Origin of the sequence: Micromonospora sp. NPDC048894 (assembly GCF_040649765.1) — a bacterium.
In the GTDB taxonomy this organism is placed as follows: Bacteria; Actinomycetota; Actinomycetes; order Mycobacteriales; family Micromonosporaceae; genus Micromonospora; species Micromonospora antibiotica.
Window position 1 is genome coordinate 254,513 of sequence record NZ_JBEZFY010000008.1, and the last position, 19,707, is coordinate 274,219.

At 72.8% G+C, this 19,707-nt stretch carries 16 protein-coding genes; 7 read left to right on the plus strand and 9 right to left on the minus strand.

Annotation, left to right across the window (positions count from 1 at the left end; genetic code table 11):
• Nucleotides 1-292 precede the first annotated feature (292 nt).
• Nucleotides 293-2,011 (plus strand): alpha/beta hydrolase domain-containing protein, encoded by a 1,719-nt coding sequence (locus AB0C22_RS19830; protein WP_219467235.1) that lies wholly within the window; start codon nt 293-295, stop codon nt 2,009-2,011.
• Nucleotides 2,012-2,157: 146 nt separating this feature from the next.
• On the opposite strand, the gene AB0C22_RS19835 is transcribed toward AB0C22_RS19830, so the two are convergent.
• The 6 genes from AB0C22_RS19835 to AB0C22_RS19860 form a co-directional block, all read right to left on the minus strand.
• Nucleotides 2,158-3,333 (minus strand): osmoprotectant NAGGN system M42 family peptidase, encoded by a 1,176-nt coding sequence (locus tag AB0C22_RS19835; RefSeq protein ID WP_357536279.1) that lies wholly within the window; start codon nt 3,331-3,333, stop codon nt 2,158-2,160.
• Nucleotides 3,330-5,159, minus strand: coding sequence for an N-acetylglutaminylglutamine synthetase (gene ngg / locus AB0C22_RS19840; RefSeq protein WP_219467237.1), 1,830 nt, complete (start codon nt 5,157-5,159; stop codon nt 3,330-3,332). Before ngg ends, AB0C22_RS19835 begins: the two co-directional genes overlap by 4 nt.
• A 2-nt stretch (nt 5,160-5,161) precedes the next feature.
• The gene (locus AB0C22_RS19845; RefSeq protein ID WP_357536282.1) at nt 5,162-6,952 is read right to left on the minus strand and encodes an N-acetylglutaminylglutamine amidotransferase; all 1,791 of its coding nucleotides are present in this window, start codon (nt 6,950-6,952) and stop codon (nt 5,162-5,164) included.
• Nucleotides 6,953-7,237: 285 nt separating this feature from the next.
• Entirely contained in the window at nt 7,238-7,804 is a 567-nt protein-coding gene (locus AB0C22_RS19850) for a GrpB family protein (RefSeq protein ID WP_219467242.1), read from the minus strand.
• A 77-nt stretch (nt 7,805-7,881) separates the two neighbouring features.
• Complete coding sequence (gene msrA / locus AB0C22_RS19855) at nt 7,882-8,544, minus strand: peptide-methionine (S)-S-oxide reductase MsrA (RefSeq protein WP_208568525.1); 663 nt, start codon at nt 8,542-8,544, stop codon at nt 7,882-7,884.
• A gap of 109 nt (nt 8,545-8,653) precedes the next feature.
• Entirely contained in the window at nt 8,654-9,067 is a 414-nt protein-coding gene (locus AB0C22_RS19860; RefSeq protein WP_219467262.1) for an HIT family protein, read from the minus strand.
• Between the two features lie 125 nt (nt 9,068-9,192).
• On the opposite strand from AB0C22_RS19860, the gene AB0C22_RS19865 reads away from it, so the two are divergent.
• From AB0C22_RS19865 to ilvA, 3 genes are all read left to right on the plus strand, one after another.
• Nucleotides 9,193-10,332, plus strand: coding sequence for a cystathionine gamma-synthase (locus AB0C22_RS19865; RefSeq protein WP_357536285.1), 1,140 nt, complete (start codon nt 9,193-9,195; stop codon nt 10,330-10,332).
• Nucleotides 10,333-10,349: 17 nt separating this feature from the next.
• A complete protein-coding gene (locus tag AB0C22_RS19870) occupies nt 10,350-11,759 on the plus strand; it encodes an amidase family protein (RefSeq protein WP_219467268.1) in 1,410 nt (469 codons plus the stop codon).
• A gap of 176 nt (nt 11,760-11,935) precedes the next feature.
• Entirely contained in the window at nt 11,936-13,156 is a 1,221-nt protein-coding gene (gene ilvA, locus AB0C22_RS19875) for a threonine ammonia-lyase (protein ID WP_219467271.1), read from the plus strand.
• A 75-nt stretch (nt 13,157-13,231) separates the two neighbouring features.
• Here the strand turns inward: ilvA and greA are convergent, their stop codons facing one another.
• Both greA and AB0C22_RS19885 read right to left on the minus strand, forming a co-directional pair.
• A complete protein-coding gene (greA, locus tag AB0C22_RS19880; protein WP_208568520.1) occupies nt 13,232-13,732 on the minus strand; it encodes a transcription elongation factor GreA in 501 nt (166 codons plus the stop codon).
• A gap of 153 nt (nt 13,733-13,885) precedes the next feature.
• Nucleotides 13,886-14,320 carry a DUF4307 domain-containing protein gene (locus AB0C22_RS19885; RefSeq protein WP_208568519.1) on the minus strand — a complete coding sequence of 145 codons (435 nt, stop codon included), beginning with the start codon at nt 14,318-14,320 and terminating at the stop codon, nt 13,886-13,888.
• A 179-nt stretch (nt 14,321-14,499) separates the two neighbouring features.
• On the opposite strand from AB0C22_RS19885, the gene mca reads away from it, so the two are divergent.
• The 3 genes from mca to AB0C22_RS19900 all read left to right on the plus strand — a co-directional run bounded on the left by mca (nt 14,500) and on the right by AB0C22_RS19900 (nt 18,432).
• The gene (gene mca, locus AB0C22_RS19890) at nt 14,500-15,381 is read left to right on the plus strand and encodes a mycothiol conjugate amidase Mca (RefSeq protein ID WP_219467274.1); all 882 of its coding nucleotides are present in this window, start codon (nt 14,500-14,502) and stop codon (nt 15,379-15,381) included.
• Between the two features lie 49 nt (nt 15,382-15,430).
• Nucleotides 15,431-15,715: a hypothetical protein gene (locus AB0C22_RS19895; protein WP_219467277.1), complete on the plus strand. Its 285-nt coding sequence runs from the start codon at nt 15,431-15,433 to the stop codon at nt 15,713-15,715.
• Between the two features lie 242 nt (nt 15,716-15,957).
• Entirely contained in the window at nt 15,958-18,432 is a 2,475-nt protein-coding gene (locus AB0C22_RS19900) for a bifunctional diguanylate cyclase/phosphodiesterase (protein ID WP_255599003.1), read from the plus strand.
• 221 nt (nt 18,433-18,653) lie between these two features.
• On the opposite strand, the gene AB0C22_RS19905 is transcribed toward AB0C22_RS19900, so the two are convergent.
• Nucleotides 18,654-19,688 carry a phosphatidylinositol-specific phospholipase C domain-containing protein gene (locus tag AB0C22_RS19905; protein WP_357536288.1) on the minus strand — a complete coding sequence of 345 codons (1,035 nt, stop codon included), beginning with the start codon at nt 19,686-19,688 and terminating at the stop codon, nt 18,654-18,656.
• Nucleotides 19,689-19,707: the final 19 nt, after the last annotated feature.

Here is a 19,707-nt window from a genome sequence, read left to right on the forward strand (position 1 = left end):
ACCTCACGAGTCCGATTGCTATACAAGTCTGGACCACCTCCTTTCCCGTGTACCGCCACGCTACCCACTGCGCCCCGGGTGCCGGTAGTGATTTTTCGCGCGATCCCGCAGACGGCGTCATGCCGGCGGGGGAGGGTCGCAGGCCGGCGACTTTTGCTCAAGTCGGCGAAAGTTCGTGCTCGTCTGGCCTATCTTTCGCCTGAAGTGAGCATTACTCTCTGCCCCACAGTGGCCACGTCTCGCCGCTGCCGCCCGAGTCGTCCCCTCGGTCGCTCCCCCCGTGAGGTGAACCGTGCCCGTTTCGTCCACCACCCGCAGGAACACCCGACGATGTCTCACCCTCGGCCTGGTCGGTGCGCTGGCCGTCGCCACCGGCCCGGTCCACCCGGCGACCGCAGCCGCGCCGACCACGCCCCGGCCGTCCACCGCCACCGGCGCGACCGTGGCGAACCCGGTGGTCGCCGGGCCGATCGCCCGGACCACCCCGGTCGGCGACCCCGGTCACGGCTACCCGTTCCTCGCCACCGACGTCAACCTGGCCGCCGCCGGCTACGTCGAGGAGGAGTTCTTCCTCTTCGGCACCGCCACCCGGTACGCCGTGCAGGGCACCCAGAACGCGACCACCCTCGGCACCGACCAGCCGTACGGCACCCGGCTGGTGGTCCGCCGGCCGGCCAACACCACGAAGTTCAACGGTGTCGTCATCGCCGAGTGGAACAACGTCAGCAACCAGTGGGACCAGGAGGTCGACTGGTTCCAGTCGCACGAACACCTGATCCGCTCCGGCTACGCCTGGGTCGGGGTCTCCGCCCAGCGGGCCGGGCTGCACTCCGCCACCGGGCTCAAGGCGTGGAGCCCCACCCGGTACGGCCCGCTGGACGTCACCGTCGGCGGCACCGTCACCGACGACAGCCTCTCGTACGACATCTTCAGCCAGGCGGTGAAGGCGGTCCGCAACCCGACCGGCGTCGACCCGCTGGGCAAGCTGCCCGCCCCGCAGTACGTGATCGCCACCGGCCACTCGCAGTCGGCCGGCCGCCTCGCCAACTACTACAACGGCGTCCAGCAGTCGGCGAACGTCCTCGACGCGGTCGTCCTGCACGGCGGTGGCGGGGTGTTGCGCACCGACCTGACCACACCGGTGTTCCGGATCAACTCCGAGGGGGACGTGGCCAGCGGCATCCTGCCCGCGACGGCCCGCGCCCAGGCCGACTCGCCCGTCCTGCGCTCCTGGGAGGTGGCCGGCGCGTCGCACGGCGACTGGAAGCTGATCACCGACTACGGGCCGCTGCGCAAGCGGGACATCGGCAGCTACCCGGGCGGCTACCCGGGTGAACCGCAGACCTGCACGCTGCCCTCGCTGTCGCGCGTCCCGCAGCACATGGTGCAGAACGCGGTCTACGACCACACCGTCGCCTGGGTCGCCCGGCAGGTGGCCCCGCCCAGTGCCCCGCCGATCCAGACGACCACCACGACCCCGCCGGCCATCGCCCGCGACGACCTCGGGCTCGCCCTCGGCGGTATCCGGCTCGCCCAGCACCAGGTGCCGCTGCGGGTCAACAGCGGCAGCAACACCGGACCCGGCTTCTGCTTCCTCGACGGCAGTTCGGTGCCGCTGACCGACGCGCAACTCGCCACCCGATACCCGACCGTCGGGTCGTACGTGGACGCCAGCGTCGCGGCGACCCTCGCCGCCGCCGACGCCGGTCACCTGCCCGCGTCGTTCACCCGCGACCCCGCCTGGTACTCCGACCTGCGGTACCTGATCGCGGAGTACGTCGCCGCCGGCCGGATCACCGAGTACGTGGCGGCCCGGCTGACCGACCGGCTCCAGCGGGCCGAGCAGGCCGGCACCGCCGGCAACGCGGCCCGCGCCGGTGAACTGCTGGCGCAGCTGGCCGACCGGGCGCGGCAGCGGATCACCGGTGACCCGGCAGCCCGGGACGCGGTGCTGCGACCGACCGAGGCGCTGATCGCGCTCCTGCACGCGGCGGACCGCCGCAACCGGTGACCCGGCCGGGGTGGCCGGTGCGAAGGCGTCGGTCACCCGCCGGGCAGCGATCGACCCGGCCGGTGGGTGGCGGGCGCGACGCGGGCCGCCACCCACCGGCGACGTGACCGCCGGCCGGGCCGGTGGTCAGGGCTGCGCGGAGCCGGTCAGTCGATGCCGATCGGGCCCTCACGGGGGCCGTCTTCGTTGGCCGGCTGCACCGCCAGCGACGGGAAGTCGGCCAGGTCGCCCTCCGGCTCGGCGTCCCACTCGGGAAAGACCAGGTCGCTCTGGAGATAGAGGCAGAGCAACTGGGTCAGGTGGGCCAGGCCGTCCAGATGGGTGCGCTCGTGGCCGTGGGTGGCGTCCACCCCGAAACCGAGCAGCGCCACCCGGGCGTGCGCGCCCGCCTCGACCGCCGCCGCCACGTCCGAGCGGTAGTAGTCGAAGACGTCGCGGACCAGGTCCACCCCGTGTTCCCGGGCGATGGTGGCCAGGTTGCGGGTCAGGTGGTAGTCGAACGGGCCGACCCCGTCGCCCATCGCCAGGGTCGCCGCGTCCTCCCGGGACTGCTGGCCCGGCGCGACCACCGCCGCGTCCACCGAGACGATCTCGGCGACGTCCGGGTCCAGGCCGTGGCTGGCGCCGTGGCCGATCTCCTCGGTGACGGTGACCAGCAGGTGGGCGGTGACGGTGGGGGTGATACCGGCGTCCACCACCGCCTTGAACGCGGTCAGCACCGCCGCCACCCCGGCCTTGTCGTCCAGGTGCCGGGACTTCACGTAACCGGACGGGGTGACCATCGGGTTCGGCAGGAACGCCACGAAGTCGCCCGCGTCGATGCCCAGCGCCCGCAGGCCGGCGATGTCCTCGACCGGCTCGTCGACGCGTACCTCGACGTGCTGCCAGCCGACGCCCTGCAGGTCGACGTCGTCGTTGTAGCGGTGCCCGCTGGCCTTCAACGGCAACACCTGCCCGGTGACCACCCGGTCCAGGTCGTCGGTGAAGATCCGCACGTGCGCGCCCTCGGCGAACCGGGCCGAGTGGGTGCCGATGGTCTTCAGCTCCAGCCGGCCGTTCTCCTTGAGCCGCTTGACCATCCCGCCGATGGTGTCGGTGTGCACCACGATCGCCCGGTCGGCACCGGTCTGCCGGGGGCCGGGCAGGCAGGCGCTGAGCGCCCCCCGCCGGGTCAGCGTGGACGGGATGCCCAGCGCGGACAGGCGTTCCCCCACGTACTGCTGCACGTGGTCGGTACGCCCCGACGGGCTGGGGATGTCCAGCAACTCCACCAGCACCTGGCGCAGGTAGTCCAGGTCGATCTCCAGGGGCTTGAGGCTCACGCGACCCCTCCGGGCCCGGCCGGGCTCCAGAGGCGCTGCGGGGCCCGGGTGCCGGGGAAGAGCAGGTCCACGAAGCGCTCGGCGGTCGGCTGGGGCTCGTGGTTGGCCAGCCCCGGCCGCTCGTTCGCCTCGATGAACACGTGCTCGGGCTGGTCGGGGGCGGGGACCAGCAGGTCCAGCCCGGTCACCGGGATGTCCAGGGCCCGGCTCGCCGCCACGCAGGCGGTGGCGATCGTCGGGTGCAGTTCGGCCGTCACGTCGTGGATTGTGCCACCGGTGTGGAGGTTCGCCGTCCGGCGCACCGCCAGCACCCGCCCCTCGGGCAGCACGTCGTCCATCCGGTGCCCGGCCTCGGCCACCACCTCGCGGGTCATCTCGTCGACCGGGATGCGGGACTCCCCGCCGGTGGCGGCGGCCCGGCGTCGGCTCTGCCGCTCGATCAGCGCGGTGACGTCGTGCACCCCGTCACCGGTGATCTGCGCCGGTCGGCGTACGGCGGCGGCCACCACCTCATGGTCGATCACGATCACCCGCAGGTCCTCGCCCGCGCGCAGCTCCTCGATCAGCACGTCGGGGCAGAACCGGCGGGCCAGCTCGACGGCCGTGGCCAACGCCTCGGCGGTGCGTACCCCGACGGTGATGCCGTTGCCCTGCTCGCCCCGGGCCGGCTTGACCACCACCGGGCCGACGTCGGTGAGGAAGGCCAGGTCGTCGGCGTCGCCGGTGGCGGTCCGGCCACGCGGCACCGACAGGCCCGCCTCGGTGAGGATGCGCCGGGTGACCCGCTTGTCGTCGCAGCGGCTCATCGCCACCGCCGAGGTCAGCTCGGACAGCGACTCGCGGGTGACGATCGTCCGGCCGCCGTTGGTCAGCCGCAGCTCACCCCAGTGCGCGTCGGTGACCTCCACCCGGATGCCGCGCCGCATCGCCTCGTCGGCGACGATCCTCGCGTACGGGTTCAGCTCGTCGTAGCCCGCCGGGGTGGCCGGCAGGAACAGCCGTTCGTTGATCGGGTTCTTCCGCTTGACGCAGAGCGTGCCGGTGCGGTGGAAACCCAACCGCTCGTAGAGCCGGATCGCGCCGGAGTTCTCGGCCAGCACCGACAGGTCGACGAACGCCCGGCCCCGCTCGTCGAGCCGGTCGGCCAGCTCGGTGAGCAGGGCCTGACCGGTGCCGGGCGGGGCGGTGTTGAAGTCGACGGTCAGGCACCACAGGCTCGCGCCGTTCTCCCGGTCGCCGAAGACCGCCACGTGGTCGACGCCGGTGATGGTGCCGACGATCTCCCCGGTGCTCGCCTCGGCCACCAGGTGCAGGAACCGGTCGGTGCCGGCGTTGTCGACGAGCACCTCCACCGGCGCGGTGACCATGCCGTTGCGGGCGTAGATCCGGTTCACCGCGTCCGCGTCGTCGGCGTCGCGCAGCGGCCGGACGACCAGCCCCGGGATCTCCATCCGCCCGGTGGCCTCCGGGCGGCGCTCACCCAGCGGCAGCCGGTAGGTCAGCGACGGGTCGATGAACAGTTCGTCGGGCAGCCGGGACACCAGCACGTGCGGGTCGCGCAGGTAGATGCAGATGTCCCGGGAGCCGGCCGCCTCGGACCGCAGCACATGGGCCACCGCCACCTGCTCGTGGAAGGTCTGGCCGAACACCAGCCGCCCCCAGCCGCAGTCCAGGACCACGTCTGACGGCCCGGCCGGTTCCCGGCGCGGCTCCGGTGCGGTGGCCGGCGCGACCGGGTCACCGCCGGGGCCGATGCGTTCCCGGCGGCGGCCGAGCACCCGCTCCCGGTCGGTACGGGCCGTGCCGGTCGCGAGGGTCTCGTTCACGGTCAGTCGATTCCGTGGCTCTGGAGCCACATTTCCAGGAGTCCCAGTTGCCACAGTTTGTTTCCGTTCAACGGGGTCAGTTCGGCGTTCGGGTCGGCGAGCAGCGCATTGACGTAGTCGGCACGGAACAGGTCGCGGCGGCGGGCCTGCGGCGCGGTGAGCGCGTCGCGGACCCGGTCGAGGAGCTTGCCCTCCAGGTGGGTCAGGCCGGGCACCGGGAAGTAACCCTTGGGGCGGTCGATCACCTCGTGCGGCAGGACCCGGCGGCCGATCTCCTTGAGCACGCCCTTGCCGCCCTGGGCCAGCTTCAGCTCGGGCGGGCAGCTCGCCGCCAGCTCCACGAACTCGTGGTCGAGGAACGGCACCCGGGCCTCCAGGCCGTGCGCCATGGTCATGTTGTCGACCCGCTTCACCGGGTCGTCGGTGAGCATGACCTGGGTGTCGATGCGCAGGCCGGCGTCGACGGCGGTCTGCGCCCCGGCCCGGCCCAGGTGGGCGGCGACGAACTCGCGCGCCGGGTCGCCGTCGGCCAGCCACGCCGGGTTGAGCACCCGGGCCAGCCCGGCCGCGTCCCGGTCGAAGAACGCCTTCGCGTACGAGTCGAGGGCCTGCTCCCGGTCGATGCCGGCCAGTGGCGGGTACCAGTGGTAGCCGCCGAGGATCTCGTCCGCGCCCTGACCGGACTGGACCACCTTGACGTGCTTGGAGACCTCCTGGCTCAGCAGGTAGAAGGCGACGCAGTCGTGGCTGGCCATCGGCTCGCTCATCGCGGCCACCGCCGCCTCCAGCGGCGGAACCAGGTCACCGGCGGCCACCTTGAGCTGGTGGTGGTCGGTGCCGAACGTCTTGGCCACAAGGTCGGAGTAGACGAACTCGTCGCCCTCCCGCCCGCCGACGGCGTCGAAGCCGATCGAGAAGGTGGACAGCCCGGAGCGGGTCTGCCCCTCGCCGGCCAGCAGCGCCACCACCAGGCTGGAGTCCAGGCCGCCGGAGAGCAGCACGCCCACCGGCACGTCGGCGACCATCCGCCGGCGTACGGCGGTGGTCAGCGACTCCAGCAGGGCGTCCTCCCAGTCCCGGGCCGACCAGTCGGCGCGCGACGCGTCCCGGGTGAACGACGGGTCCCAGTAGACCCGCTCGTGGGTGCGGCCGTCGGGCTCGTAGACCCGGACGGTGGCCGGGGGGAGCTTGGCCACGCCACGCAGGATGGTGCGCGGCGGCGGCACGATGCTGTGGAAGCTGAGGTAGTGCGACAGTGCCACCGGGTCGATGGTGGTGTCGATCCCGCCGCCGGCCAGCAGGGCGGGCAGGGTGCTGGCGAACCGCACCACGCCCGGCGTCTCGGCCAGGTAGAGCGGCTTGATGCCGAGCCGGTCCCGGGCCAGCACCAGCCGGCCGGTGTCCCGCTCGGTGATCGCGACGGCGAACATGCCGATCAGGTGGTCGACGAAGTCGAGCCCCCACTCGGCGTACGCCTTGACCACCACCTCGCTGTCGCCGGAGGAGAAGAAGCGGTGGCCCTTAGCCTGCAACTCCTGGCGCAGCTCGCGGTAGTTGTAGATGCAGCCGTTGAACACGCCGGTGAGCCCGGCGGCCGGGTCGACGATCGGTTGCCCGCTGGCGGCGGAGAGGTCGATGATCTTCAAGCGGCGGTGCCCGAGGGCGGTGGCCCCCTGTGACCACACTCCGCTGTCGTCGGGCCCCCGGTCACTCATCGTGGCCGCCATGCGTTCCACCGCCGACACATCGGCCCGGGAACCGTCACGCCGGAACTCTCCCGCAAGTCCGCACATGCCAGCCAATGCTGCCAGAGGTTGTTGCACTTCGCCTGTTGAGCTGATGTCGATGGTGTTACGGGATTGCTAGCATGTGCGCCACTCACCGTGACGGCCCCGCGCGGGCCGACGTTCCTGCCCGGGGCCCGGCGGGTGCCCGATTCGCCCCGGGCCCACGATGTGACAAACACCGCAGGCTCCGGAAAACGGCCGTCGGGCGGGTCGCCCGACGGCCGCTCGGTGTCCGGGTCGGTCAGCCGACCGTACGGGCCACCCCGACCGGGCAGCTCACACCGTCGGTGCTCATGCGTCGCTCGGGCCCGGCGACCACCCGGTCTCCTGGGCCCAGTCGTCGGCGCGACGGATGAGCGCCCAGGAGAACCCGGCCTTCGCGTTCGTGTAGGCGAGCCCATCGTGCGGATGTCTGGCGGCCAGGTCACGCTTGACCGCCGCGTACTCCTCGGCGGCCTGTGGATGCACCCGCAGGTAATCGCGGAACAGCAAGGGAAACTGCTCCGAGAAACTACCTGCCATCCGCACGTGGATGTGGGTACGCGGCTGCCCCGGCGGTTCCCGGAAGTACCGCTTCGTACGTTCCGGGTTCTTGTCCCGGAACACGTGTCCCAGGCTCTGCAACGGCACCCGGAAAGGCTCGTCGGGTGCCAACCGGGCCACCGAGATCTGTAGGTCGATCACCGGTTTGGCCGCCAGGCCCGGCACCGAGGTGGAGCCGATGTGGTCGATGCGCAGTGCCACATCGCCCAATGCCGCGCGCAGTGGACCCGCCACCTCCCGGAACCGTTGTGGCCAGGCCGGATCGTGATCGACGATTCTGATGACCCGCACACCCCCGGCCGGATCGTGACTCATCGGGCCCATACTCCCTCGCGCGTTCCTCGAACGGGCAGTTCCGCCCGCGATCACGGCCCTCACCTGCCGGGGCTCCCTCAGCCGGCGGTACGGGCCACCCCGACCGGGCAGCTCAACCCGTTCGGTCCGTGGTTGCAGTAGCCGTTCGGGTTCTTCGTCGGGGCCAGATACTGTTGGTGGTAGTCCTCGGCGAAGTAGTAGTCGCCCAGCGGGGCGATCTCGGTGGTGATCTCACCCTTGCCGGCCCGCGCCACGATCGGCGCGAACGCGTCCCGGGACGCCTGCGCGGTGGCCAGCTGCTCGTCGCTGGTGGTGTAGATCGTCGAGCGGTACTGGCTGCCGACGTCGTTGCCCTGACGCATGCCCTGGGTCGGGTCGTGGTTCTCCCAGAACACCTTGAGCAGGTCCTCGTAGCTGATCACGGTGGGCTCGTAGACCACCTGGACCACCTCGGCGTGCCCGGTCATCCCCGAACACACCTCCTCGTACGTCGGGTTGGCGCTGTAGCCGCCCGCGTAGCCGGCCGACGTCGTCAGCACCCCCGGGAGGGTCCAGAACAGCCGCTCGGCGCCCCAGAAGCAGCCCATGCCGAAGACGGCGACCTGGGCACCCTCCGGGAACGGGCCCTTCAGCGACGACGGCAGCACCTCGTGCCGGTCCCCGATCGGCATCGCGATCGGGCGGCCGGGCAGGGCCTGGTCGGGGCTGATCATCTCGGCCTTCATGCGGCGAAGGAACACGGTGGAACTCCTCTCGTACCTCTCCCCGCATGCAACACCGGCGGGCCCGTCTTCCTTACCCGCTGCGTCCCGGCTCTCGCCCCCGGGCCTCGCCGAATGTCGGCGGGTCTCAGGGCAGGGCGGCGGCGACCCGCCCGGCGTAGGAGTCGGCCTCGGCGTCGTCGGCGTAGCGGGTACGCGGCCAGAAGAAGCCGCGCAGGCCGTCGCCCTTGGTCCTCGGCACCACGTGGGTGTGCAGGTGCGGCACCGACTGGGACACCCGGTTGTTCATCGCCACGAAGGTCCCACCGGCCCCCAGACCGGATTCCACGGCCGCCGCCAGGCGCTGCACCAGGCCGAAGTAGCCGGACAGGTCGGCCGCCGGCAGGTCGGTCAGGGTGACCAGGTGGGCGCGGGGCACCACCAGGACGTGCCCCTTGAACACGGGCCGGGTGTCCAGGAACGCCACCCCGTCCGGCTCGTCGGCCACCCGGAACGCCGGCACCTCCCCGGCCACGATCTGACAGAACACGCACCCGCTCACCCGCGCAGCCTAGAGCCCTGCGCGCCCGCCCACCACGCGGAGTGGACGCCGCCGGGGCGCGGCGCGGGATGAGCGGGGGCGGGTTCCGCCCGGCGGGCGGGGCGGGGCGGACTAACGTCTGCGGGATGAGTCACGGCTTCGAGACGCTCGCCATCCACGCCGGCCAGGACCCGGAGGCCCGCACCGGCGCGGTGATCCCCCCGATCTACCAGACCAGCACGTACGCCCAGGACGCCGTCGGAGCGCCCCGGCAGGGCTACGAGTACAGCCGCTCCGGCAACCCCACCCGCGACGCGCTCCAGGAGTGCCTGGCCGCGCTGGAGGGGGGTCGGGTCGGGCTCGCCTTCGCCAGCGGCCTGGCCGCCGAGGACACCCTGCTGCGGACGGTCTGCTCGCCCGGCGACCACGTGGTGATCCCCGACGACGCGTACGGCGGCACCTACCGGCTGTTCGCCCGGGTCGCCGAGCGGTGGGGGCTGACGTACACGCCGGCGAAGGTCTCCGACGTCGACGCGGTCCGGGCCGCGATCCGCCCCGAGACGAAGATCGTCTGGGTGGAGACGCCGACGAACCCGCTGCTCGGCATCGCCGACATCGCCGCCCTGGCCGGGCTCGCGCACGAGGCCGGGGCGCTGCTGGCGGTCGACAACACGTTCGCCTCGCCGTACCTGCAGCAGCCGCTCGCGCACGGCGCGGACGTGGTGGTGCACTCCACCACCAAGTACGTCGGCGGGCACTCCGACGTGGTCGGTGGCGCGTTGATCGTCGCCGATCCGACCCTCGGCGGCGAGCTGCGCTACCACCAGAACGCGATGGGCGCGATCAACGGCCCGTTCGACGCCTGGCTGACCCTGCGCGGCATCAAGACCCTCGGGGTACGGATGGACCGGCACTGCGACAACGCCGAACGGATCGCCGCCTTCCTCGACGGGCACGCCAAGGTCGCCCAGGTCATCTACCCGGGCCTGCCGTCGCACCCCGGACACGAGGTGGCCGCCAAGCAGATGCGCCGCTTCGGCGGGATGATCTCCTTCCGGGCCGCCGGCGGTGAGGAACACGCCGTGCAGGTCTGCAACCGGGCCCGGCTGTTCGTCCTCGCCGAGTCGCTCGGCGGGGTGGAGTCCCTGATCGAGCACCCGGGCCGGATGACACACGCAAGTGCTGCCGGCTCGCCGCTTGAAGTTCCCGGCGATCTCGTGCGACTGTCTGTCGGCATCGAGACGGTCGACGACCTGCTCGCCGATCTGGAGCAGGCGCTGGGCTGACCGCGGGCTGGGAAGAGGTGGCCGTGCAGGACATCATGCCGACCTGGGTGGGGGCGACCGCCAAGCAGATCGCCCGAGGCGTACGCCGGGGCGACGTCTCCGCCACCCAGGTCGTCGCCGACCACCTGGACCACGTCGGGCGGGTCGACGGCGCCCTCTCCGCGTTCCGGGTGGTCCGGGGCGGCGAGGCGATCACCGAGGCGGAGAAGGTCGACGAGCAGGAGGAGTTGGCGAACCTCCCGCTCGCCGGGGTGCCGGTGGCGGTCAAGGAGAACACCCCGGTCGCCGGCCTGCCCACCTGGAACGGGTCGGTCGCCGCGCGTACCCCGGTGGCGGAGGCCGACCACGAGGTGGTGCGCCGGTTGCGCGGCGCGGGCGCGGTGATCCTCGGGGTGACCCGGATGCCGGAGCTGGGACTCTGGGCGATCACCGACGACGCGACCGCCGTCACCCGTAACCCGTGGGACCTGCGGCGTACCCCCGGGGGGTCTTCCGGCGGAGCCGCCGCGGCGGTCGCGGCCGGGCTGGTGCCGATCGCGCACGGCAACGACGGGCTGGGCTCGATCCGCATCCCGGCCGCCTGCTGCGGCCTGGTCGGGCTCAAGCCCGGCCGGGGTGTGGTCCCGTGCCAGCTCGGCGCGGAGGACTGGTTCGGGCTGACCGAGCACGGCATGCTCACCACCACGGTCGCCGATGCCGCCGTCGGCTTCCAGGTGCTCGCCGGGCGTCGCCCGGACAAGCTGGTCCCCCCGCCCCGGCTGCGGGTCGGCGTGTCGCTGCGCTCGCCGGTGCGCGGTGTGTCGCCGGACGCGCCCAACCGGGACGCGGTGGCCGCCGCCGGCCGGCTGCTCGCCGCCGCCGGCCACGACACCGTGCCCGCCGACCCGGTCTACCCGACCTCGCTCGGCCTCCAGGGCATCGCCACCTGGCTCGCCGCCGCCGCGGCCGACGTGCGGGCCGCCGGCATCGACCGGCGTGGCCTGCAACGGCGCAGCCGCCGGCACGTCGCGCTGGGGGAGTGGGCGCAACGCCGGGGGTACGTGCGGGAGGCCGACCGGGCCGCCTGGCGCGACCGCTCCGTCGGTTTCTTCACCGACCACGCGGTCGACCTGCTGCTCACCCCGGCCCTGGCCGGGCCGCCGCCGGAGGCCACCGCCTGGTCCGGCCGGTCCTGGCTGGCGAACATGAGGACCAACATCCGGTACGCCCCGTTCGCCGCCCCGTGGAACGTCGCCGGCCTGCCGTCGATCGTGGTGCCGGTGGGCCGCCGCCCGGACGGCCTGCCGGTCGCCGCGCAACTGGTCGGCCCGCCCGGGTCGGAACTGCTGCTGCTCGGTGTCGCCGGGCAGTTCGAGATGCAGGCCCCCTGGACCCGGCACGCCCCCGGCTACCCCCGGGTCGACACGGGCTCCCCGGCCGTCGCCTGACCCGCCCGCCTGACCGCCCCGTGCCGGGCCGTCGGTGCCGGAGCGGGCCCACCTGGTCCGGGTCGTCGGCCGGCTGACCCCGGTGCGACCACCAGCGGTCGGTGAGCACGTCGTCGCCGCTGGTGGCGGGCGGTGTCGCCGCCGGTGCCGCCGGGGGCGGGTGGCACGATCGGGGCATGACGGAACTGGTCGACCTCGCCGACGTACGGGCCGCCCGGGAACTGCTCACCGGGGTCACCCGGACCACCCCGCTGGAGCCGTCCCGGCCGCTGAGCGCGGCGCTGGCCGGCCCGGTCTGGCTCAAGTGCGAGAACATGCAGCGCGCCGGCTCCTACAAGGTGCGCGGCGCGTACGTGCGGATCTCCCGGCTGTCGGCGCAGGAGCGGGAGCAGGGTGTGGTCGCGGCCAGTGCCGGCAACCACGCCCAGGGGGTGGCCCTCGCCGCCGGCCTGGTCGGCACCCACGCCACCGTCTTCATGCCGGTCAACGCCCCACTGCCCAAGGTGGCCGCCACCAAGGGGTACGGCGCTCGCATCGAACTGGTCGGCAACACCGTGGACGAGTCGTTGGTGGCCGCGCAGACCTTCGCCGAGCGCACCGGCGCGGTGTTCATCCACCCGTTCGACCACCCGGACGTGATCGCCGGCCAGGGCACCGTTGCCCTGGAGATCCTCGAACAGTGCCCCGAGGTGCGGACGATCATCACCGGGGTCGGTGGCGGTGGCCTGATCTCCGGGATGGCGGTGGCCGCGAAGGCGCTGCGACCCGACGTGCGGATCATCGGCGTGCAGGCGGCCAGCGCCGCCGCGTTCCCGCCCTCGCTGGCCGCCGGGGAACCGGTCCGGCTGCCGGCGTTCGCCACCATCGCCGACGGCATCGCGGTCGGCCGGCCAGGTGAGATCACTTTCAGTCACGTCCGTACGCTCGTCGACGAGATGGTCACCGTCAGCGAGGAGGACATCTCCCGGGCGCTGCTGATGCTGCTGGAGCGGGGCAAACAGGTGGTCGAGCCGGCCGGTGCGGTCGGGGTGGCCGCGCTGCTGGCCGGCGTCGTGCAGGTGGACACCCCGACGGTGGCGGTGCTCTCCGGCGGCAACATCGACCCGCTGCTGATGATGCGGGTGATCGAACACGGTCTCGCCGCAGCGGGCCGCTACCTGCGGGTCACCGTGCGCTGCTCGGACCGGCCGGGCCAGCTCGCGTCACTGCTCACCGAGATCGCCGGGCACCGGGCGAACGTGGTCGACGTGGAACACCAGCGGGCCAATCCGCACCTGCGGCTCGGTGAGGTGGAGGTGGCCCTGTCGGTGGAGACCCGGGGCGTCGAGCACTCCGACACCCTGATCAGTGCCCTACGGGCCAGTGGTTACCAGGTGGTCCTGACGACCGAGGCGTGACACCCCGACGGGTGCCACGCCTCGTGCGTACCGATGGATCGTCGTCGGGTCGCGCGGACCCGGCGGCGGTGCGGCTCAGCCGGAGAACGGCTCGAAGCTGACGATCGTCACCTTGATGTCCGCGCCGCTGGGCGCGGTGTAGGTGCAGGCCTGGCCGGGGCGACCGCCCAGGATGGCCCTGCCCAGCGCCGACTCCGGGCTGTAGACCGTCAGGTCGGTGGTGGCGGCGATCTCCCGCGACCCGAGCAGGAACGTCTCGGTGTCGTCCTTGTCGTCGTCGAAGTAGATCGTCACGACCATGCCGGGCGACACCACGTCGGCCGTCGGCGCCTCGCCCACCTGGGCGGTGCGCAGCAGCTCCTTGAGGTAGAGGATCCGGCCCTCGGCCTTGCCCTGCTCCTCGCGGGCGGCGTGGTAGCCACCGTTCTCCCGCAGGTCGCCCTCTTCCCGCCGGGCGTTGATCTCGGCGGCGATGACCGGCCGGTTGGCGATCAGCTCGTCGAGCTCGGCCTGGAGGCGGTCGTGCGCGTCCTGGGACAGCCAGGTGGCGGGCGCCTTGTTGTCATTGGTGGACACAGGCGTACTCCTCGGATGTGCGTGCTGGCTGACAGGTGACTTACCAACCTACCAGTGGCCGGCACGTGCGGGCGTCGTCGATCACCCGGTCGGGTGGGAGCAGCGTGCCGCCCGCCGGCCGTGGCGTCGCCGCGCCCTGGTCACCCGTGGTGTTCAGCCCGCCGGACGGCAGCGGACCACTTCGCCGATGAACGGACGCTCGGTGGTCGCCACCCGGTGCCGGGCGGTGACGTGCCGCTGGCCGGGGGACGCGGTCACGGTGACCTCCTCGTGCCCCACCTCGACGCCGGCGTGCGAGCGGGCCCGCACCAGACACACCGCCGAGCCGCCCTCGGGCACGGTCACCCGGAAGTCGACCCGCACGCCGGTGTCGCTGGCATCGGTGTAGGTGATCACCTCGGGCCGGTATTCCGGGTCGCCGTAGCGCTGGTAGAGCTGCGTCGCGGCCAGGACCAACCCGGCGATCAGCACGGCCACCAGTGCCCAGCTCAGCGCCGGGCGTCGACGCCCGGGCTCCCGTCGGCGGCCGTACCGGCCGGGCGGGAACACCGGCGCGGCCGAGGGAACTGTGGCGTGCGTCTCGGTCACCGGCGGGTATCTCCTGGCGTTGTTGTCGGTCGCGTCGGCAAGAATGACAGGGTCCATCTTCCCAGCCCGGGGCCGGGCCCGGAACGGCAGGTCGGCAGCCGCGCCGACAGGTCACCGCGGCGGGTCGGGCGAGCGACCCGGACCGGGCCGCCGGCGGGCACAGACGAGGAGCGCCCACGTTGGCAGAGAAGCTGCGGCTCATGGCCGTGCACGCACACCCGGACGACGAGTCCAGCAAGGGTGCCGCGACCATGGCGAAATACGTCGCCGAGGGGGTGGACGTGCTGGTCGTGACGTGCACCGGGGGCGAACGCGGCAGCGTGCTCAACCCCAAGCTCGACCGCCCCGACGTGTGGGCCAACATCGGTGAGATCCGGCGGGCCGAGATGGACGCCGCCCGGGCGATCCTCGGCGTCGAGCAGGCCTGGCTGGGCTTCGTCGACTCGGGCCTGCCCGAGGGCGACCCGCTGCCGCCGTTGCCCGAGGGCTGCTTCGCCCTCCAGGACGTCGAGGTGGCGGCCGGGCCGCTGGTCAAGCTGATGCGGGAGTTCCGTCCGCACGTCGTCACCACGTACGACGAGGAGGGCGGCTACCCGCACCCCGACCACATCATGTGCCACAAGGTCAGCGTGGCCGCGTTCGAGGCGGCCGGCGACCCGACCCGGTACCCGGAACTGGGCGCCCCCTGGCAGCCGTTGAAGCTCTACTACGACATCGGCTTCTCCAAGGGCAGGATCCTGGCCCTGCACGAGGGCACGCTGGCCGCGGGCCTCCCCTCACCGTACGAGGACTGGCTCAAGCGCTGGGACGAGCGGCCGGACAAGGGTTCGCGGATCACCACCCGGGTGGAGTGCGCGGAATACTTCCCGGTCCGCGACGACGCGTTGCGCGCCCACGCCACCCAGGTCGACCCGGACGGCTTCTGGTTCCACGTGCCGATGGAGATCCAGCAGCACGCCTGGCCGACGGAGGACTTCCAACTCGCCCGCTCGACGGTCGACTCCCCGCTGCCCGAGTCCGACCTGTTCGCCGGGGTACGGGAAGCCGCCCATGTCAGGTGACCGGCGGCCGGGGCTACGCTGACACTCCACCGCACATCGGAGAAATGCCATGCTCAACACTGTCCAGGTGCTCGCGGAGAACAACTTCGGGGACACCCGCACGGGTGGTCTGGCCGGGCCGATGGGCCTGTTCCTCATCCTGATCCTCGGCACCGCCACCGTGCTGCTGATCCGCAACATGAACTCCCGGCTGCGCCGGTTGCCCGAGCGGTTCCCCCAGCAGGGCGGCCCGGTCGGGGCCGACCGGGCCGATTCGTCGGCCACCGGTCCGTCGGACGGGACGACCGGGCAGGAATCACGTACGAACCTGCCGAGCGGCCACCAGCAGCCCTGAGTGGGATGACGGGGGCGTGAATCACGCTGATCCGGGTCGTCGACCCCTGTTGCGGCCACCCGGATTGGCTTAGCCTTCCGCCGGGGGACGAAAGTCCCTGAGCCGTGCGCGGGAGGGGGTGCCATGACCGTCGTAGCCGCGTTCGTCCGTCGCGCCGTCGACGGCCCCGCGGACGGAGCCGGGCGGTGACCTCCGGCAGGGCCGGCGCGTCCGACGACGGGCCGGAGCCGCCGGACACCCCGCTGCGGGTACGTGTCCTCACCCTCGCCGTGACCCTGACCGCGTTGGTGGCGGTGGCGCTCGGCCTGCGCCTGCCGACCGTCCTGCCGCCCGACGACCCGCTCCCCGCGGTCGCCCGGTTCGGCATCGTCGTCGCCGTGTTCGCGATGTCCCAACTCGCCCGGTTGCGGTTCCGCACCGCCACCGGCATGGTGAGCATCACCTGGGGCGAGGCGGCCCTGATCGTCTGCCTCTACCTCGCGCCAGCCGGCTGGTTGCCGGCCGCAGCGCTGCTCGGCACCGGTGTGGCCTGGACGACCATGTCACTGGCCGCCGACCGCCGTCCCCCGGTGGAGCTGCTGCGGATCGCCGCCTCGCTGACCGCAGCCACCGCGCTCGCCGTCGCCGTCACCACCGCCCTCGGTCAGCCGTTGCTGGCCGGCCCCACCCCGGCCCTCGTGCCCGCCCTGGTCGCCGGCGCGGTCACCTACCTGCTCACCACCGCCGGGCTGGGCGGGGCCACCCTCGCCCTGCGGCACGGCGTTGCGGTCGGCCCGGCGCTGCTCGTCGCCCTGCGCGGCAAGGTGCTGATGTTCGTCGGCAACGTGGTGGTCGGGCTGGTCGTGGTGGCCCTGCTGGAGGTCGACCCGCGCTGGTTGCTGCTGCTCCCACCGCTGCTCTGGCTGCTCCAGCAGACCTACCGGCACCGGCTGCGCGCCGACCAGGAACAGCGCACCTGGCGGGCCTTCGCCGAGGCCACCGCCGCGCTCAACCAGCTCGACGAGCGCGGGGTGGCCACGGCGGCGGTCACCGGCGCGCTGGCCCTCTTCGGTGCCGAACTGGTGGACGTGGACGTGGCCCGGGGTGACGGCCGCTGGCGGCGTTACCGGGGTGACGCCTCGGGCCAGGTGGCCGACCGGGAGACCGGGCCACCCGCCGGGGCCACCGTGGACACCCACGAACTGGTCCGGCCGCTCGTCGTCGGTGACGTCCAGGTCGGACAGTTGCGGGTCCGGTTCCCCTCCACCGGGCCGCCGAACGACCGGGAACGCGACGCGGTGGCCGCCTACTCCGACGCGTTGGCCGCCGCGCTGCACGACGCGGCGACCCATCGGGAGTTGCGGCTGGTCAGTGCCCGCTCGTCGTACGACGCGGTGCACGACGCGCTGACTGGGCTGGTCAACCGGACGGCCATGCTGACCAAGGGCGACCAGGCGTTGCGGCAGCTCGTCCACGATCATCCGGTGGCGTTGCTGCTGCTCGACATCGACCAGTTCAAAGAGGTCAACGACACCCTCGGGCACGCGGCCGGCGACCAGCTGCTGCGGCTCACCGGCAACCGGTTGGGCACCCTGACCCGCCCCGGCGACCTGCTCGCCCGGCTCGGCGGCGACGAGTTCGCCCTGCTGCTGACGTCGGTCCCGGTGATCGGCGACCGGGCCGCCCCGATGGCGTACGCGCTGCGGCAGGCCCGGGAGATCGCCGAGCGGCTGGCCGCGCCGACCGAGGTGGCCGGGGTGCGGATGTCGGTCGAGGTGTCGGTGGGGGTGGTGGTTGCCGGTGCGGGCACCGCCGACCTGACGGAGCTGCTGCGTCGGGCCGACATCGCCATGTACCAGGCGAAGGAGGGCGGCGGCAGCGTCGCCGCGTACGACAGCACCCGGGACGCGGCCAGCACCGACCAGTTGGCCCTGCTGGCCGAATTGCGGGAGGCGTTGCAGGCCGACGACCAGCTGGTGCTGGCCCTGCAACCGGCGGTCGACCTGGCCACCGGCGCACCGACCGGGGTGGAGGCGCTGATCCGCTGGCGGCATCCCCGGCGGGGCTGGCTCAGCCCGGCCGACTTCATCCGCCCGGTGGAGAACAGCGAGCAGCTCGGCACGTTCACCCGGTACGTGCTGGACAAGGCGCTGTCGGTGGCCGCCGAGTGGGCCCGCGACGGGCTGGACGTGCCGATCTCGGTGAACCTCTCGGCCCGCAGCCTGCTCGACCCCCGGTTGCCGGCGGAGATCGCCGACGCCCTGCGTCGCCACCAGGTGCCGCCGCACCGGTTGGTCCTGGAGATCACCGAGACGGTGGTGATGAGCGAGCTGGAGGTGATCGACGAGGTGCTGGCGAACCTGCGGTCGATGGGCGTCCAGTTGGCCGTCGACGACTTCGGCACCGGGTTCTCGTCGCTGTCGTTCGTGACCCGGATCGCGGTGGACGAGTTGAAGGTGGACCGGTCCTTCGTGATCCGGATGGCCGACTCGCCGGAGGCGGCGGCGATCGTCCGGGCCACCGTCGGCCTCGCCCACGAGTTGGGGCTGCGGGTGGTCGCCGAGGGCGTGGAGACGGCTGAGCAGCGGGCCGCACTGGTGGCGTTGGGCTGCACCGCCGCCCAGGGCTACCACTTCTTCAAGCCGATGCCGGCCGACAAGATCGGCGCGGTGCTCGGCTCGCTGCGCGACTCCGCCGAGTCGAACGTCTTCCCCCTGCGGGCCGACGGCGCCTCCTGACCCCGCAACCCCCACCCCTCCTCGGGCGTGTGGCGACGGCATGATCGTGCTCGATCCACGATGTAGTGGTCTCGGCGGGCTTGGGCCACTACAACCAGGATCGAGCATGATCTTGCGGCGGGCGGCGGGCGGCGGGCGGCGGGCGGCGGGTGGCGGGTGGCGGGTGGCGGGGTGGCCCGCGTGCCTACGTCGGAACGCGGGCCACCCCGGCGGCGGGCGGGTCAGCCTCTGGGGAGGACCTCGCCGACCACCGCCGGCAGTGCGGCCCAGTCGGCGGAGGCGATGCTGGCGTGGGCGGCGGCGAGCTGCGCGAGGCGGGCCCGGGCGGCCACCGGATCGGTGTTGCCGACCGCCGGGGGGACGTTCTGCGCGTCGGTCATCACCAGCACGTAGTGGTTGGTGTCGTACCAGGAGGTGTCGATGCCGCCGGTGACGTAGGCCGACGCGTCGCCATCGAACAGGACGAACCACGGGCGCAGGCTGGTGTCGGCGTACCGGCTGCGCGGGTCGCCGGTCTGGGCCCGGTGCACCGCCGGGAACGCCTGCGCCTGACCGAGGGTGCCGGCCGCCGCCAGGCCGGCCAGGTGCTGGGCGTACTCGATGTCGGTCCAGAGGGTGTCGGTGGGGTTGCCCTCCTCGACGGTGCCGGGGATCAGCTCCACGATCACCTTGCCGGCGAGCTGCGCCCGGGTCGGCCAGGCGTTCGCGCGGGCGGCGGCGTCCAGGGTGGCGTACCCGGCGCGCAGGTCGGCGGGGCGGAACACCCGGCTGCCGAGGCGGGCGGCGAGCACCGCGTCGAGCTGGACGGGCCCCTGCCCGGTACGGCTGCTGAAGCCGGTCTTCAGCTCCAGTTTGAGTTGGAGCGGACCGGCGTCGGGGTGGGCGTCGAACCAGAGCCGGATGTCGTCGAGGCAGTGCTCCAGGTTCTTGTTGCGGGTGCCGGTGTAGAGCTGCGCGGGGGTGCTGGCGGCGACGCAGTTGTTGTCGTTGCCGAGCGGGTTGGAGTGGCTGACCCGCCACTGCTTGGTGATGATGTCCGGCCAGACGTCCAGCTCGATCATTCCGGGGCGGGCGTCGAGCGCCTGCGCCAGATAGGTGTACGTCCCGCGTTCGTACGCGTTGTGCGTGCCGACCACGGTGGTCGCCGAGACCCGGGTGCCGGGGTCCACGGCGGCCGAGGCGGGGGCGGCGGTGCTGAACACCGCTGTGGCCACCGCGACCGACGTGAGCGCCGACAGGAGACGGGAACCGCGCATGGGGGTACCTCCTCGCGGG

Bases quoted from the DNA above. Each gene is read 5' to 3' on its own strand.
- AB0C22_RS19905 (WP_357536288.1), bottom strand. From the start codon at position 19,688: ATGCGCGGTTCCCGTCTCCTGTCGGCGCTCACGTCGGTCGCGGTGGCC.
- ilvA (WP_219467271.1), top strand. From the start codon at position 11,936: ATGACGGAACTGGTCGACCTCGCCGACGTACGGGCCGCCCGGGAACTG.
- AB0C22_RS19845 (WP_357536282.1), bottom strand. From the start codon at position 6,952: ATGTGCGGACTTGCGGGAGAGTTCCGGCGTGACGGTTCCCGGGCCGAT.
- AB0C22_RS19895 (WP_219467277.1), top strand. From the start codon at position 15,431: ATGCTCAACACTGTCCAGGTGCTCGCGGAGAACAACTTCGGGGACACC.
- AB0C22_RS19850 (WP_219467242.1), bottom strand. From the start codon at position 7,804: ATGAGTCACGATCCGGCCGGGGGTGTGCGGGTCATCAGAATCGTCGAT.
- AB0C22_RS19865 (WP_357536285.1), top strand. From the start codon at position 9,193: ATGAGTCACGGCTTCGAGACGCTCGCCATCCACGCCGGCCAGGACCCG.